Genomic DNA, 16,445 nt, shown 5'->3' with positions numbered 1-16,445 from the left:
TTCTCCTTTAAATACGTTTTTCGCCACGGCCCCGCCGCCGGGTCCGATTTCTTCGTTCAAAGGGACACATCCAGGCGGTGCCCTTTATAAGGATGTTCCGCATCCTTGTGCCCACCCGTCTCCTCCGGCTTGGACGCCCGGCGTGAAGGATCTTTCTGGCGCGAAGGGTGGCGCTTGCCTTCGTCCCGCACCGCGGCATTCGCCGTTTCGTCCACTCCCGCGCTTTTCTGCCGGAGCTCCTGGGCTTCCTTTTGCTGCTGCCCCGCCAAAAATTCTTGCTCCTGCGAGGTCCGATGATGAATATCGTTTTGTATTCTGCCCGCTTCCGTCGTTCGGGGGATGGCAATTTGCATCTCTACCGATTTCATACTCACGAACATTCACCTGCCTGCAACAATCGCTATTTGTTATGCATCCCGCAAGCCGTCATCTCCGTCATAGGTAAGGGACCATCGTGATGTCGCCCTCGTGGAAATAAAAGGATACCCTTTCAACTGGGTCCTTGATAAATCTCGTATACCTTCCGATCACGATTTTGGAACCGCCGTAAATTCTTTTGATGATATCCACCCGGGCTCTGACGGTTTCTTCCAGCGTTTTTTCGATCTCCAAAATCCGCCCCTTGACTTCCTCCTGCTCCCGCTGCGTCGACTTTTTGGTCGCGCTTAGCTTCACCCGGAGCGCCATTTTGTCCGAAGACAACTGTCCCGTCGATGCCAGCTGGTTAAGAAGGTGGAGCGCCTTGTCCGCCTTGTCGAGCGCTTCTATGAGCTGCCTCGAACGCTGGCGAAGTTCCGCAAGTTCGTTTCGGAGCTCGGGCTGCACCCCGACTTCGATCGAGGTTGTCGTCGACATGCTGTTGCCGATGGTCCGGGCGGTTACCCGTTCCCCCGCCTGGATGCTTCCGCCGACGATCAGGCCTTTCGTTCCGTTGCAGATGATGTTTTTGCCGGCCTGGATATTCGAATGCATGATGCTTTGGGAGACGATGACGTCTTCGCCCGCAATGACGTTGCCGTCCTGGATGAACGAGCTTTTGACGTTTTTGCCCGCCCGGACGCAGCCTTTGTTGTATCCGATAATTCCGCTCGTAATTTCGATCGATCCTTCCGCCTCCAGCTCGGCGCCTTCGACCCCGCCCACGATGCGGATATCGCCGGCGGCTTTTACCCGAAACCCCGTCAGCACGTTGCCCCGAACGACGACGGTGCCGACAAAATCGATGTTGCCTACGCTGTAGTCCACGTCGCCGTTGACCTCATACACCGGGAACACGTTGATCTTGCCTTTGTCCGTCGTCGTGACGAGTCCGTCGATGGCTGCATACATCGAAGTTCCTTCAGGATCGAGAACCACGTTTTTGCCTACTTTAAAATAGGCTTCCTTCCCGGGCTTGAACGGGATCGGTTCCCCGGTGACCGCAGTGCCGGGTTTTCCCGGCTCCGGCGGGATCCTCCTGGCAATGAGCTGCCCTTTGATGACGTTGTTCAGGCTCAGCAGCTCTTTGAAATCCACCTTGCCGTCCTCGGTTTCCAGCGGCCGAGGCTGATGCTCGTCCTTAAGCTTGAACGCATATTCGATATATCCGTCCTTGCCGCTGACCGGCTGCTCTCCCATCGCCACGGGCGTGCGGTTGAACATATACTCTTCGGGATGGCTCGCGATCCGGCTGATGACCCCTTTTTCAATCCCGAACTGAACCTGGTGGCTGCGCAAAAACAGCATCAAATCGTCTTCGGTGCATTTGAAGTTTTCATCACGTTTCGAGAATTGGATGTAGGCGACGCTTTTGTCATCGGAAAACGTGACGTTTAGATAGCTGTCCAACCCTAATTGAGCTGTCAATCCTTTTCCTCCCTTCCATTTCTACAGCGGTTAATCGTTTTGCATCAGCAATTCCCGATGTTTTTCCAGCGTTCCGCGCAGCCTTAAAATGGCCTTGGAATGCAGTTGAGAAATTCTCGAAGGCGAAAGCGACATCACCTCGGCAATTTCGCTGAGGGATAAATCTTCGTAATATAATAATGATACAACGGTTCGCTCTTTTTCGGTAAGCTTTTCCAACCCTTTGATGAGCGATTCCTTCAAAAAAAATTCGTTGACCTTGTAATCAGGGTTTTTGGCTTTGTCGTCCACCATGACGGACAATCTCGTTTCGGATTCTTCCTCCCTGATCGGATCCTCAAGTGAGCAAAGTGACATTACCGCCACTTCCTGAAGCATATGTTGGAACTCTTTTTCCGAGACGTTCAGGTAATCGCTCATTTCAGCATCCGTGACGGACCGGAGATGCTTCTGTTCCAGCTGCTGGTACGCATCTTCGATTTTTTTCGCCTTTTCGCGGACGGAACGTGGGACCCAGTCGCCCTGGCGGAGCGAATCGAGAATCGCCCCCCTGACGCGGAAGGATGCGTACGTTTCGAACTGAAGCCCGCGCTTGTAATCGAACTTGTCGACCGCGTCGATGAGGCCCATCACGCCGTTGCTGGCCAGATCGTCCTTGGAAACGTTTTTCGGGAGCCCGATCGCCAGCCTGCTGGACACGTAGTCCACGATATGCAGATAGTTTTCGATCAACCTTTTTTTAGCTTCCAGGTTCCCTCTTTCTTTCCACTCTTCCCAAAGTCCGGCATGGTTCAGATGTGAAGTTTTTCGCTCGCTCAACTACCCTCACCCTCCTTAATTTTCTGTCAGGTGACGAACTGCCTTGGCCAATTCTTCAGGATCCTTTTTCGAGACCAATTTTGGCGGATTGAGTGGAGTAAAACCGGCATCCCCTTCTTGGGGCGGGTCGGTTTTTGGCTTCAACAGCTCATTCAGCTCGTCACTCTCGTCGGGAGTCGTCAAGTCCAAACGCGTACCGGTCTGCGCGTCTTCAGCCTTCCAGTCATTGAACTCCGATTCAGCCTGCGGGGCGCTGACCATCGTCCATGCCCACCGGAGCACGAACGCAAGCGCAAACCATGCGGCAAACGACACCACCGCGCGAATCAAGCTTGTCATGAACAAATTATTGTTCATCAGGGAAAACAACAGGGTCAAAACCAATCCTATAACGCCGAATACCAGATTAAATCGCAGATTTCCTTTCATGGCTACATTTCCTTTACACCTGTTTGTACACTGCGGATAAGCAATATGCCCGTGCCGGCATCCATTTCAATGGTGCGCCCGTAATTGCCGCCAGTGTCTTCTGCTATAAGCGGAATGCGAAGCTCCGCCAATTTGGCTTTGCAGGACTCCACGTTCCTCGGTCCGATCCTCATGGTGTCCCCGGCGCCGGCAAATGCGAACATCTGCGCCCCCCCGGCCATTTTGGCGACGATCCGCGAAGGAGAAGCGCCAAGATCCTGGAGCTTGGCCAACAGCGCGGGCAGCGCCGTGTCCGCGTATTTCGCGACGTTCAGCTGCCCCTCGCGGGCGATGTCCGAAGAGGGCAGCATCACGTGCGCCATGCCCGCCAATTTGAGTTCGGGATCATACATCGTAAGTCCGACGCATGAGCCCAGGCCGACCGTCCGGATGATTCCCGAATGCTGCACCACGTTCAGGTCGGCCATGCCTACTTTCACAATGCTTTGCTCTTCAATCATGATCCATTGGTACTCCCAGGGATTTAAAGATCTTGGCGAATGAATCCGGATCGGGAATCAGGAAAAATTTGCCCTCCACCTCGTGGTCGCCTTCCAGGAACGTCGTATCGATCAACAGGGCGTCGTCCCCCATATGCCCGAACTGCAGCAGGCCGAAGCTGAGGATGGCGCCCGCCATATCCATCGCCAGCGCCGGAACGGTAGGGTACATGCTGAGTTTCGTGAAATCCGCCAGCGACGACAAATAAGAGCCTGCCAAAATGTTGCCGATTTCGCAGAGAGCGGACTGCTCCATCTCGTTAAACATGCCGTCCGTTTCGGGAGGAAGGCCGACCAGCCGATTCAGCAGGCTTTTGGCGGCCTCGGGGCTTAATATGAAAAACAGATTCCCCGGAGCTTCCCCTTCGACGCGGAGGAAAATGGCGACGACGACCTGCTCGGCCCCTCCGACCTTCTCCGAAATTTCTTCGAAAGGAAGCAGCTGCACCTTGGGCACGGCCATATCGACGGGTTTGTTCAGGAGGCGGGACAAAGCGGTGGCGGCGTTCCCCGCGCCGATGTTCCCGACCTCCCGCAGGACATCCATTTTGAATTCCTTGAAATGTTTAAAGACCTCCACGGGACTATTCCTCTAAACTTTCCAATTGGATGATTTCGTTTTTGTTCAGCACTTCGGACAGATTCAGCATGATGAGCAGGCGGTCGTCGCCGATTTTGGCCACGCCGTCCAAATATTTCGCTTTGATGCCGCCGACGACCTCAGGCGGGGTTTCGATTTTATCCTTGTGCAGATCGATGACGTCGTTGGCGGAATCGACGATAAAGCCGACCTCCATCTCGTTTACGGCCACGATGATGATCCGGGTCTGGTCGGTATATTCGGTTTCTTCCAGGCCGAAACGCCCGCGAAGATCGATGACCGGGATGACCACGCCGCGAAGATTGATGACGCCTCTGACAAACGCGTACGTTTTGGGGACCCGGGTGATCGGAAGCATGCGCTCGATCGTTTGGACCTTGTCCACTTCGATGCCGTATTCTTCGCTGCCGAGTTTAAAGACGATGACTTTGATTTCTTCTCCCATGAAAAAAACCTCCTTTTATACGTTGCCGGGAATTACTTGATGAACACGTTCGGATCGAGAATGAGCGCGACCTGCCCGTCGCCCAGGATCGTGGCGCCCGAAATGCCTTTGATCGGCGGCAAATATTTACCGAGGCTTTTCAGGACGATTTCGTTTTGCCCGATAAATTGGTCGATGGCCAGCGCGGCCAAGCGCTCCCCTTTATGGATCACGATGATTTCCGTTTCTTCCTCTTCGGTTTCGTCAAAATCCTTGATATTGAAAATGCGGCTTAGCGATATTAACGGAATGAGCGATCCGCGGAACTCTACCATTTTATTGCCGTGCACGGCGCGGATCTGCCCTTTTTTGACGATGCCGGTTTCGACGATCGACGACAGCGGAATCGCGTATTTCTCCGAACCCATTTTCACCAGCATCGCCGCGATGATCGACAAGGTCAGCGGGAGCTGTACCGAGAAATTGGTGCCTTTGCCCGGCGTGGAATAGATCGTGACCTGTCCGCCGAGCGACGTGATTTTGGCCTTGACGACGTCAAGCCCGACCCCGCGTCCGGAAACGTCCGAAATTTTTTCGGCCGTGCTGAAGCCCGGAGCGAACAAAAGCTGATGCACTTCCTCATCGGACATGCCCGCCGCCTGCTCCTCCGTCACGACGCCTTTCTTGAGGGCCGTCTTCAGCACCTTGTCGCGGTAAATGCCGCGTCCGTCTTCTTCGATTTCGATAAAAACATGGTTGCCGCTGTGAAAAGCCCGCAGATGCACGGTGCCCGTTTCCGGCTTGCCCGCGCTGATCCGGTCGGCCACCGGCTCAATCCCGTGGTCGACGGCATTGCGCAGCAGGTGCACCAGCGGATCGCCGATCTCGTCGATGACGGTCCGGTCCAGCTCCGTGTCGGCGCCAGTGATGATCAAATCGACCTTTTTGTCGAGCGATTTGGCCAAATCGCGAACCATGCGCGGGAAGCGGTTGAAGACCGTGTCGACCGGGACCATGCGCAGCTTCATGACGATATCCTGCAGATCGGAGCTGACGCGGGTCATATGCTCCACCGTTTCCGTCAGCGCATGGTTCTGGATCTCGCTGGCAAGCTGTTCCAGGCGAACGCGGTCTATCAATAATTCGCTGAATAAATTCATAAGCACATCCAGCCGCTCGATGTCGACGCGGATGGTACGGGTCGGCACGGCGCCTCCCGTTTTGGCCGGGGTTTTGGCTGCCGGGGCCGCCTTCTCGGGAGCCTGCTCCGGTTTGGCCGGGGGAGCTTCCTGCCCCTTCTCGGCGGCCGGGGGCGCAGCGACGGCGGCTGCAGCTTCCTGCGAAGCGGCGCCGATCTCGCTCATTTGCTGCAACGTTTCCGCGTCAAGCTCCGTCACGTCGGCTTTTTCGATCTCCGAAATGCCGATAATTTGCCGCTGAAGCTCGGCGGGATCTTTGGTCGTTATGTAATAAAGGGAGAAGCTGAAATCAAACTTTTCCTGCTCGATGTCCTGGGTGGACGGAAAGGACTTGACGACCTCGCCCGATCTCTCCAGCAATTCGAACACCATGTAAGCCCTGACCGCTTTCAGCTGGCAGTTCTCGCGGATATGGACGTCGATGTAAAGCACGCGGTGCCCCGCTTCGATGGATTGGTTCAGCACGGCATACTGGAATTCGTCCAGCTTAAGGGCCGTATTGACGTCGGAGGCGCGGGCTTCGCCCGGCGCGTTTGCCCCTTGCGGCTTGGCGGACGGATCTTCCCCTCTGACGATCGCCTGCAGCGCGGACACGATCGCGGATACGTCGGCTTTTCCTTCCCCGCCTTCGGTAATGTCCTGCACCATCGATTCCAAAGCGTCCAAGCCTTTGAACAGCGTATCGAAAATAAAATCCTGCATGGCCAGCTTTTCGTTGCGGACCAGATCGAGCACGTTTTCCATCTGGTGGGTCAGCGCGGCGAGATCCTCGAATCCCATCGTCGCGGCCATCCCTTTCAAGGTGTGCGCCGAACGGAAAATCACTTGCACGATCGAGAGATCGCTTGGGCTGCTTTCGAGAAGCAGCATATTTTCGTTCAGTGATTGCAGATGATCATTGGACTCATCAATAAACATGGATAAGTATTGGTTCATGTCCATTGCGAGACACCTCCTTTATAAGTTCACTTCCCGTGGCCTACGGCACGGACCACGCCGGCCGCAATGTCCTGCAGGGGCAACACGTGGCTCACGCAATCAAGCTCGACGGCCGAACGCGGCATGCCGTAGACGACGCACGTTTCTTCGCTTTCGGCAAACGTGCTTTTGACGCCCGCATCATAGAGCCGTTTCATCATTTTCGCCCCGTCGCTGCCCATTCCCGTCATCAGCACCACATGGCGCTCCAAGGAATCCAGCGGCAGCAGCGATTCGAAAAGAACGTCCACAGACGGCTTGTGGCCGTTCAGCGGCTTGTCGTCGGACAACGACGTTATCAAGCTGCCGTCGGCGTCCCTGACGATTCTCAAATGCTTCCCGCCGGGAGCAATGTAGGCCGAACCCGCTTGCAGCTTCATGCCGTCCTCCGCCTCCATGACCTCGAGCGGGCTGAAGGAATTCAACCGCTGCGCAAGGGAGCGGGTAAAATTCGGCGGCATGTGCTGGACGATGACGACCGGAGCGGGTAGATCGGCCGGGATATGCTCCAGCACCTCTTTCAGCGCTCTCGGGCCGCCGGTGGAGCATCCGATGGCGACGATGTCGTTAAAAGCATGCCGCACTCCGCTGCGTTTTTCGTTGCGCTGTTCGCTACGCTTATCGCGGCGTTCCTCGAGCGGGGCCGAAGCCGCGTTATATTCCCGCGCTGCCGCGGTCTCGGCCACTATGACGGGAGGCGGCGCTTCGGGCTTGGCTTTTTTCGGCTCCTTCATCCTCCGCCCGGTTTTTTCAAGCGGGGTCTCTTGTTTCACGGCAGGAGGAGGAAGCGGCCGCTTGAGCGGCCCGGATGCAGCCTTTTTCGACTCGACGACGGCTCCTCCCGGAGGTGTGTACGGCCGCAGCGTTTCCTTCTGCAGGCGCCGCTTCCCCTCCTCGGCTTCAAAGGCAGCCCTTCTTTCCTTGGCGGCCATGGCCGCCTTCAACTGCACCAGAAGCGCATCCCCGACCTGCCCGATGTCCTGGGAGTACGTCAGGGAAGGTTTGCGTATAAAATCAAACGCTCCGGATTCGAGCGCCTTAATCGTTTCCTTCATACCTTCTTCATTGATGCCGGACAGCATGATGACGGGCATCGGTTGCTTGGCCATGATCAGCTTCAAGGCTTCGAGGCCGTTCATCTCGGGCATTTCCACATCCATCGTCACGATGTCCGGCTTCAGACCGACGGCTTTCTCCACCGCTTCACGCCCGTTTACGGCCGTATCGACGACCTGAAACGCGGGATCCTTTTCGATCAGGTCCGAAAAAATTTTACGCATAAATGCCGAGTCATCAACAACTAGGACTTTATACGGCGCCATGCCATTTCCACCCCTTGTTCCTTTTTACAGAAGAATCATTTTGTTCGACGGAGCCACTTTTGCATAAATCCTTTGATTCCTGTCAAGGCGCCCGGTTCCGGGGAAGCAGGGACTGACGCATACAACCTGGCGATCCGCTGTATTTCGCGCGCCGCTGCGCAGCCCGGAAAAGCCATGGAAAAAGGAACTTGCTTTTTTACTGCCTGCACGACATGGGAGTCGTCGCTTATGTATCCAAGCAGCGGAACGTCCACGTTCAAAAACTTTTGCGCCGCTACCCTGATTTTGTCCGCCGTCTGAGCGGCTTCTTTTTCATCGCTTGCACGGTTGACGATCAGCTTGAACCTCGTGCCGCGCTCCCTGGAGCTGACTACCTTGATCAGCGCGTAGGCATCCGTGATCGATGTCGGCTCCGGCGTCGTTACGACGATGCATTCGTCCGCCGATTGGATAAAGTTGAAGTTTTCCTGGGACAAACCGGCGCCGGTATCGAAAATGACGAAATCCATCCCGTCCGCAACCGTTTCGATCTGCTGCATGAAGTAATTCAGATCGCTTTGCGACAAGGAGAACAAATCGCTCAAACCCGACCCCCCCGCAATCAGCGACAGGGAGCCCGGACCTCGTTCGATGATTTCGTCGATCCGTTTCTCGCGCCGCAGCAAATGATACAGGTTGTATTTGGCGGACATCCCCATCAGCACGTCGATGTTAGCCATCCCGATATCGGCGTCGAACACCAGCACCCGCTTGCCCATAGACTGCAGCGCCAAGGCGAAATTAAGCGTAAAGTTGGACTTTCCGACGCCTCCTTTTCCGCTTGTCACGGTGATCAGCCTGGCTCCCTGCCGCGGCTGCTCGCCGCTCCCCAGGGCAGCGCGTTCGCGTTCGCGCATCATGACCAAATTTCTTAGCGTTTGTGCCTGATCCGTCATGCGCCTTCTTCTCCCAACAGCAGATCGCTAAGCAGCTTTTCCCCCGGCAGGAGCAGGTCATCCGGAACGTTTTGTCCGTTGGTCATGTAGGATAGGCGGAAAGGAAATTCCTTCAGCAAATTCAAGATGGGGCCGTAGCTTCCGGTCTCGTCCAATTTGGTGAAAATCACCTTGTCCAAGCCGTATTTGCTGAAATGCTCGGCGATCTTTTTCATGTCTTGGCTTTTGGAAGTCAAGCTGAGGACAAGGTACGTCTCGCTGCGTTCCACCGGTGGCAGGAGGCTTTGCAGTTCGGAAACGAGCAGCTCGTTGCGGTAGTTGCGCCCGGCCGTATCCATCAGAATAAGATCGCAGTAGTCCAGACGCTCCATGGCCCGCTGCATGTCCCCCGGAGACTGCACCACCTCCAGCGGAACGTTCAGGATCGATGCATAGGTCCGCAGCTGCTCGACCGCGGAAATGCGGTACGTATCGGACGTAATGAATCCGACCTTGCGATGGTAGCGGAAGAGTTGTTCGGCAGCGAGTTTGGCGATCGTCGTCGTTTTCCCGACCCCCGTCGGGCCGGCGACATAGACCATTTTGGTTCTGGGTGCGATGCCTCCGCCGAAACGTTCCGCCAAAAACCCCTTGATGCGGTCGCGGATAAACGACTCCATGTCCGCGTCGCTTAAGCTCCGGCCCTTCTCCTCCCAATGCTCAAAAGCTTCGCCGATCCATTCCTGGATAAGCGAGGCTTCGATATCCTGCCGGAACAACCGGTCCTGGAGTTTTTCCAGCACGTCCGGAAGCGTGCGCTGCATGGCGGACTGGCGCGAGATTTTGGCCATCCAGGCCTTCATTTCGCGCAGCTCCTCCAAAAGCTTGTCTTCGGCCGAGGATCTTCCCTTTTCATCCAAGGCGCGTTCCGGCATCAGGGCAGGCTGCATGCGGGGCGGAGCAATGGGCGGCGCTTCCGGCTGCGGCGATGGCATGATGCCAACGGCCTGCGAGCGCCCGTCTTTGCCCGTTTCCGCGGGATTAGCCGCAGGCGGCGCGATGCTTTCGTTTGCCGCGGCTTGTTCCGCGAACGTCTCCGGATGCCCCGCATCCGTTGCTTTCAACGCAGCCGTTTGGCTCTGCGGCGTCCCTGCGCCCGAAGTGATTTCCGCCGTTTTTTGGTAAGCTTTGGGCACCGCTTGTTTCGGAACGGCGAGGGAAGGTGCGGCCGGGGAAGGCTGGGCTTTGGAAGGTTTCTGCGCCTCCTCTTCGACGGCCGCGACGACTTCGATTTTCTTTTGTTTGAACATGCCTAGAAAGCCGCCGATTTTCGTTTCCTTCGTGCTCAGGATCACGGCGTCGCTGCCGAGGTCATGGCGGATCTGGAGCATCGCTTCGGGCATCGTATCGACCAGATAACGCTTCACTCTCATAAATTCACCACTCCGACACTTTGAATTTCAACATTTGGCTCCAGCTCGCTGTAAGATAGTACCGGAATATCCTGCATGGTCCGCTCGATCACTTGCCGCAAATACATGCGGATCGTGGGCGACGTCAGGAGAATGGGCTGCTGCCCGGATTGCAGCAGGCGGTTGACCTGCTCGCTGAGCTTTTGGAATACCGTCTGGGTCGATACCGGATCCAGCGCCAAATAGCTCCCCTGATCGGATTGCTGCACGCTTTCGGCGATTTTTTTCTCCAGCGTCGGGCCGACCGTAATGACCTTGAGCGTCTCCCCTTCCTGGGAGAACTGCTGGGTAATCTGCCTGGAGAGGGCTTGCCTTACGTATTCCGTAAGCACGTCCGGGTCTTTGGTGTATTGCCCGTAATCGGCCAATGTTTCGAAAATGGTGACGAGATCGCGGATGGAAACTTTTTCGCGAAGCAGCTTCGCCAGCACCTTCTGGACATCCCCGATCGCCAGCACGTTCGGAATCAGCTCGTCGACCAGCACCGGATAGTTTTCGCGCAAATTGTCGACCAGCGTTTTGGTTTCCTGGCGTCCAAGCAGCTCATGCGCATGTTTCTTGATGAGCTCGGTCAAATGCGTGGCCACGACGGAAGGCGGATCCACCACGGTATAACCCGACAATTCCGCCCTTTCTTTCGTCGCCTCGTCGATCCAAAGGGCCGGAAGGCCGAAAGCCGGTTCCTGCGTCTCAATACCCGATATGCTTTCGTCTTCATACCCGGGACTCATGGCCAAATAGTGATTAAGTAATAGTTCACCGCCGCCGACGCTATTCCCTTTAATTTTGATGACATATTCATTCGGTTTTAGTTGAATATTGTCGCGAATGCGGATGACCGGCACGACAAGTCCTAACTCCAAAGCGCACTGCCTGCGGATCATGATGATCCGGTCGAGCAGGTCGCCGCCCTGCTGGACGTCCGCAAGCGGGATCAGGCCGTAACCGAATTCGAATTCGATCGGGTCGACCTGCAGCAAATTGATGACACTTTCGGGACTTCGGACCTCTTCGATCTGCTGCTCCTCCTCCTGCTGCTCCACTTCGATTTGCTTGCGCTCCATGTTTTTCTGCATCCGGTAGGCCGCATACAGCAGGATGGCCGCCAGCGGCAATGTCGTAATGATATGTATAGGCGTAAAAAAGCCGAGCATGGCAACCGTGCCGCCTACGATATACAGCAGTTTCGGATAAGACATCAGCTGCTGCGTCAGGTCGCTGGCAAGATTGCCCTCCGATGAGGAACGGGTCACGATCAAACCGGATGCCGTCGAAATGAGCAGCGCCGGAATTTGGGAGACCAGGCCGTCGCCGATGGTCAGCACCGAATAGGTGGACAAAGCATCTTTGAAATCCATTCCGTTTATTGACATCCCGATGATGAAACCGCCGACCAGGTTGATGATGAGAATGATGATGCTGGCGATGGCATCGCCCTTGACGAATTTGGTGGCACCGTCCATCGCTCCGTAGTAGTCGGCTTCGCGTTCGACTTTTTGACGGCGCTCCCGCGCCTGCTGCTCGTTGATGAGCCCCGCGTTCAGATCGGCATCGATGCTCATCTGCTTGCCGGGCATCGCATCAAGCGTAAAACGCGCGGCCACCTCGGCAACCCGTTCCGAACCTTTCGTAATGACGATAAATTGAACGACGACGAGGATCAGGAAGACGATGAACCCGACGGCGATTTGTCCATTGGCGATCCAGCTGCCGAACGTGGATACCACGGTTCCGGCAAACCCTTCGGACAGGATCAGTTTCGTCGTCGAAATGTTCAGCGCAAGCCTGAACAACGTCGTGATCAGCAAAAGGGAAGGAAATATCGAAAATTGCAGCGCTTCCTTCGTGTTCATCGCTACCAGCAAAATGAGCAGGGCAAGCGAGATGTTGATGACGAGCAGAACGTCCAAAAGCCATGTCGGGATCGGAAGAATCATCATGAGAACGATGCCGATGACACCTAGTAATACCGTAATTTCCTTTGCTTTCAATGGCTTCACTGCCTCCGATCCCTGAGTTTATTTAACCTTGCCTTTAAGTTTGTATACATATGCCAAAACTTCAGCCACGGCCTGAAACAAATCGGCGGGAATGGAATCCCCGATCTCCGCTCTGTGGAACAGGGCCCGGGCGAGAGGTTTGTTTTCCATGGTTATGACGCCGTGTTCTTTGGCTATTTCCTTCATCCGCAAAGCCACGAAATCCTGGCCTTTGGCGATGATTTGCGGAGCTTCCATTTTGGAACCCTCGTATTTCAGGGCGACGGCGAAGTGCGTCGGGTTGGTAATGACGACATCCGCCTTGGGGACCTCCTGCATCATGCGCTGCATCGCCATCCGGCGCTGACGCTCCCTGATCTTCCCTTTGATCAGCGGGTCGCCCTCCATTTTTTTGTATTCGTCCTTGATGTCCTGCTTGGACATGCGGATGCTTTTTTCGAATTCGTAACGTTGGTACAAATAGTCCAGTATCGACATCGCAAACAAGACGGCGCCGATTTTCAGCCCCAGATTCATCGTCAGGCTGGCGACAAAATGAAAGGTTTGCTCGATGTTCGTCTCCGACAACCTCCCGATCTTCGGCAAGGCGCCGGATAACGTCTGGTAAACGAGCAGCCCGATCACGGTAACTTTAAAAATCGATTTCAAGCATTCCACAAGCGACCTGACCGAAAAAATATTTTTAAACCCTTTGATCGGATCCAGCTTGCTGAATTTGGGTTTGAGCATCTCGCCCGTCAACATGAATCCGACTTGGGCCACATTGGCGACGAGAGCCAGCACGATCGTGATGATAAACATCGGCGCCATCAAGATGAGAATCTGAATGGAGTACTCCATCGCCAGGTTCATCACGTTTCCGATCGAAATGCCGGTTTGGAGGCGGTGCAAAAACACGTCCTTGAACAGCCCTACCAGCCGTTCCTTATAAAATCCGCCGAACATCAGCAAGCTTAAGAAGGAGGCAAGCAGCACCACCGAGCCGGAAACTTCCTGGCTTTTGGCGACTTGGCCCTTTTTACGGGTATCCTGGCGTTTTTTAGGCGTTGCTTTTTCGGTTTTTTCGCCGGCGAACAGCTGCAAATCGAGCCGATATCTGTAGGACACTCCAGTCGCTCCTTTATTCCTGCTTAGGTCGGCTTGCGCCCCATCAGCCCCAGCAGATTTTGCATCGATTCGAACATGATCCCGAACAAATCGCCGAACAAATACGAAAAGCTGGGCACGATCAGCAGCAGCACAATCAAACCGACAATTACTTTAAGCTGCATCCCGATCACGAATACGTTAAACTGCGGAGCGGTCCGGGCCAAAAAACCGAGTCCCACGTCCGTCAAAAACAACGCGGTAACGATCGGCGCCGACATCTGAAAGGCCAGCACAAACGATTGGCCGAAGGTTTTAACCAAAAAGTCGGATATGCTTCCGTTGTAAAGCTTCATGAAAAAATCGTTGGACAGCGGAACCCAGTCGTAGCTCCGTATGATCCCGTCGATCAAGTAATGATGCCCGTTCATCGCAAGAAACAATAAAAGGGCGAACATGTATTTAAAGTTTCCGAGAACCGGTGCCGATGCCCCGGTCATCGGGTCGATGACGTTGGCGATGCCGAATCCGATCTGTATGTCGATAAACGCGCCGGCGGTCTGAATGACGACGAACAGCAGATACGCGACGAACCCCAGCACCAAGCCGATAAGGATTTCGCGGATGATGAGCAGCACGTAAGTCAGATCGGCCGGAAGCTCGTGATGGACGCCGTACGTGAGAAATACGAGAACGGACAGGAAAAAGGACATGCCAATTTTGAAAACGTTAGGGATTCCCCTGGAAGACAGCACAGGCGCTACAACAAAAAAAGAGGTGATTCGACAAAAAATAAGCATGAAAACCGGCAAGCTATTCAGCAGCATGTTCATCGATCGCTACCGCCTAACCGATATACTTATATAAGTTGTCGAAGATGTTATAGGTGAAATCGACAAGCGTCGTTAAAATCCAAGGCCCGAACAGCAGGAGCGCCAGCAGCACCGCCACGATTTTAGGAATGAACGCGAGGGTCTGCTCCTGGATTTGGGTCGTCGCCTGGAATATGCTCACGATCAGGCCGACGATCAGCCCCAGCAGCAGCATCGGCGCGCTTACCTTCAGCACGGTATATACCGCTTGTCCCGCAAGGCCGATAATAAAATCAGAATTCATGGCCGGCCTCCTTCGCCTTTCTCATCCATCATGTATTAAAACTCAACAGCAGCGACTTGACGACCAGGTACCATCCGTCCACCAGCACGAACAGCAATATTTTGAACGGCAGCGAAATCATGACCGGCGGGAGCATCATCATCCCCATGGCCATTAAGGTGCTTGACACGACGATATCGATGATCAAAAACGGAATGAATATCATGAATCCCATTTGAAACGCCGTTTTCAGCTCGCTGATCGCAAAGGCGGGCACCATGACGGTGAGCGGGATATCCTTGTACGTTTTGGGTTTTTCCGTTTTGGTGTATTTCATGAACAGCAGCAAATCTTTTTCCCTCGTTTGCGAAAACATAAACTTTTTCATCGGCTCCGCCGCTTTTTCCAGCGCCTGCGTTTGGGTAATTTCGCCTTTCAGATACGGCTGCAGGGCAACGTCGTTGATCGATGAAAACGTTGGTGTCATCACAAACAGCGTCAAAAACAGCGCCAGGCCGACAAGCACCTGATTGGGCGGCATTTGCTGCGTGCCAAGCGACGTTCTCACGAACCCCAGCACAACCACGATCCGGGTAAAGCTTGTCATCAGCACCAGCAGCGCCGGCGCGATGCTGATGACAGTGATCAGAAGCAAAACCGACAATGAGCTGGTGCTCGGTTTTCCTCCTGAATCGCCTACCTGGATATCGATGTTGGGAATGGGATCGGCAAATGCCGCCGTCAAGGCCAGCAAACTGATAACCGATAAAACGATGAAAGCTAGCAAAACCTTCTTTTTCATGGATCCCTCAACCGATCTGTAGTATTGTCTTCGCGAAGAAGCTCCTCCATCTTTTCTTTTCGGCTGGACATTTTTCGCAGCTTCTCGTCGAAGACTTCGTGAAAAGAGGATGAATCCTCGAGTGTAATCTCTTCCGACAACGTCCCTTGCTTGCGGAACCTGGAGGCCAGCTTTTCAAGCACCGGGGAAAACGCGCCCGACCGGGCGCCCGCTTCCTGCTCGAAGGCCTCCATGATCAGCTTCACTTCTTCCGGATCCGTAATCTTGTCGACCAGGCGAATGTCCTCGCCTACGCCGACCAGATACAGGTTGCTGCCGATTTCAATGATCTGAAGGGATTTGTTCGGTCCAAGTCCGACGGCTCCCAAGGTCCGAACCGCTCGGCTGGTGAACCATGTTTTGTTTTTTCTTCCGAGAAAACGGATCAACAGCACGATGAGTGCGACGATGACCGCGAGAACAACGATGACGTACACCAGATTAAGCGCATAATTTCCCGGGTTTTGGGGCGTTTGCATATCGGCGCTGAACATGGAAGATTAAACGCCCAACGTTTTATTGATCGCTTCGATGACGCGGTCCGTTTGGAACGGCTTCACGATGAAGTCCTTGGCCCCGGCCTGGATCGCGTCGATGACCATCGCCTGTTGGCCCATGGCGGAACACATGATGACCTTCGCGCTCGGATCCAGCTTCTTGATTTCCTTCAGGGCGGCGATGCCGTCCATCTCAGGCATGGTGATATCCATCGTAATCAGGTCCGGGCGGAGTTCCTTGAATTTTTCGATCGCTTGCGCCCCGTCCTGCGCTTCTCCGACGACCTCGAAACCATTTTTAGTCAAAATATCACGGATCATCATTCTCATAAATGCTGCATCATCCACGATAAGAATACGGTTTGCCATTGATTAAAAATCCTC

General features: G+C 54.7%; 18 protein-coding genes. All 18 read right to left on the bottom strand.

Features of this window, described 5'->3' with window-relative positions; translation table 11 throughout:
• Positions 1-56: 56 nt before the first annotated feature.
• The gene (locus tag NYE48_RS09560; protein WP_246536784.1) at positions 57-368 is read right to left on the bottom strand and encodes a hypothetical protein; all 312 of its coding nucleotides are present in this window, start codon (positions 366-368) and stop codon (positions 57-59) included.
• Between the two features lie 67 nt (positions 369-435).
• Positions 436-1,845: a DUF342 domain-containing protein gene (locus tag NYE48_RS09555; protein ID WP_340998254.1), complete on the bottom strand. Its 1,410-nt coding sequence runs from the start codon at positions 1,843-1,845 to the stop codon at positions 436-438.
• A 30-nt stretch (positions 1,846-1,875) separates the two neighbouring features.
• On the bottom strand, positions 1,876-2,664 hold the full coding sequence (locus NYE48_RS09550) for a FliA/WhiG family RNA polymerase sigma factor (protein ID WP_036706949.1): 789 nt from the start codon (positions 2,662-2,664) through the stop codon (positions 1,876-1,878).
• Between the two features lie 15 nt (positions 2,665-2,679).
• The gene (locus NYE48_RS09545) at positions 2,680-3,093 is read right to left on the bottom strand and encodes a hypothetical protein (RefSeq protein ID WP_340998252.1); all 414 of its coding nucleotides are present in this window, start codon (positions 3,091-3,093) and stop codon (positions 2,680-2,682) included.
• A 2-nt stretch (positions 3,094-3,095) separates the two neighbouring features.
• Entirely contained in the window at positions 3,096-3,593 is a 498-nt protein-coding gene (locus NYE48_RS09540; protein ID WP_340998251.1) for a chemotaxis protein CheD, read from the bottom strand.
• Complete coding sequence (locus NYE48_RS09535) at positions 3,586-4,179, bottom strand: chemotaxis protein CheC (protein ID WP_445324063.1); 594 nt, start codon at positions 4,177-4,179, stop codon at positions 3,586-3,588. The genes NYE48_RS09540 and NYE48_RS09535 overlap by 8 nt, the downstream gene beginning before the upstream one ends.
• Positions 4,180-4,216: 37 nt before the next feature.
• Positions 4,217-4,678, bottom strand: coding sequence for a chemotaxis protein CheW (locus tag NYE48_RS09530; protein ID WP_036706945.1), 462 nt, complete (start codon positions 4,676-4,678; stop codon positions 4,217-4,219).
• Between the two features lie 32 nt (positions 4,679-4,710).
• Positions 4,711-6,798 carry a chemotaxis protein CheA gene (locus NYE48_RS09525; protein WP_340998249.1) on the bottom strand — a complete coding sequence of 696 codons (2,088 nt, stop codon included), beginning with the start codon at positions 6,796-6,798 and terminating at the stop codon, positions 4,711-4,713.
• Positions 6,799-6,821: 23 nt separating this feature from the next.
• Positions 6,822-8,156, bottom strand: a complete 1,335-nt coding sequence (locus tag NYE48_RS09520; protein WP_340998248.1) for a protein-glutamate methylesterase/protein-glutamine glutaminase — start codon at positions 8,154-8,156, stop codon at positions 6,822-6,824.
• Between the two features lie 35 nt (positions 8,157-8,191).
• Positions 8,192-9,091, bottom strand: a complete 900-nt coding sequence (locus tag NYE48_RS09515) for a MinD/ParA family protein (RefSeq protein WP_036706940.1) — start codon at positions 9,089-9,091, stop codon at positions 8,192-8,194.
• The gene (gene flhF / locus NYE48_RS09510; protein WP_340998246.1) at positions 9,088-10,503 is read right to left on the bottom strand and encodes a flagellar biosynthesis protein FlhF; all 1,416 of its coding nucleotides are present in this window, start codon (positions 10,501-10,503) and stop codon (positions 9,088-9,090) included. Before flhF ends, NYE48_RS09515 begins: the two co-directional genes overlap by 4 nt.
• Complete coding sequence (gene flhA, locus NYE48_RS09505; protein WP_036706939.1) at positions 10,500-12,533, bottom strand: flagellar biosynthesis protein FlhA; 2,034 nt, start codon at positions 12,531-12,533, stop codon at positions 10,500-10,502. The genes flhF and flhA overlap by 4 nt, the downstream gene beginning before the upstream one ends.
• A 27-nt stretch (positions 12,534-12,560) precedes the next feature.
• Positions 12,561-13,649, bottom strand: a complete 1,089-nt coding sequence (gene flhB, locus NYE48_RS09500) for a flagellar biosynthesis protein FlhB (protein ID WP_340998243.1) — start codon at positions 13,647-13,649, stop codon at positions 12,561-12,563.
• A 23-nt stretch (positions 13,650-13,672) separates the two neighbouring features.
• A complete protein-coding gene (fliR, locus tag NYE48_RS09495) occupies positions 13,673-14,461 on the bottom strand; it encodes a flagellar biosynthetic protein FliR (RefSeq protein ID WP_036706931.1) in 789 nt (262 codons plus the stop codon).
• A 13-nt stretch (positions 14,462-14,474) separates the two neighbouring features.
• On the bottom strand, positions 14,475-14,744 hold the full coding sequence (fliQ, locus tag NYE48_RS09490) for a flagellar biosynthesis protein FliQ (RefSeq protein WP_212948930.1): 270 nt from the start codon (positions 14,742-14,744) through the stop codon (positions 14,475-14,477).
• 28 nt (positions 14,745-14,772) lie between these two features.
• Entirely contained in the window at positions 14,773-15,525 is a 753-nt protein-coding gene (gene fliP, locus NYE48_RS09485; protein ID WP_036706929.1) for a flagellar type III secretion system pore protein FliP, read from the bottom strand.
• Positions 15,522-16,058, bottom strand: a complete 537-nt coding sequence (locus tag NYE48_RS09480; protein ID WP_156124495.1) for a flagellar biosynthetic protein FliO — start codon at positions 16,056-16,058, stop codon at positions 15,522-15,524. The genes fliP and NYE48_RS09480 overlap by 4 nt, the downstream gene beginning before the upstream one ends.
• 6 nt (positions 16,059-16,064) lie before the next feature.
• Positions 16,065-16,430, bottom strand: a complete 366-nt coding sequence (locus NYE48_RS09475) for a response regulator (RefSeq protein WP_212948929.1) — start codon at positions 16,428-16,430, stop codon at positions 16,065-16,067.
• Between the last annotated feature and the right edge of the window lie 15 nt (positions 16,431-16,445).

The organism is Paenibacillus sp. FSL M7-1455 (assembly GCF_038004655.1).
GTDB lineage: Bacteria > Bacillota > Bacilli > Paenibacillales > Paenibacillaceae > Paenibacillus_AQ > Paenibacillus_AQ cookii.
The sequence above is the reverse complement of the archived record's forward strand: the minus strand, read 5'-3'. Positions and strand labels throughout refer to the sequence as shown.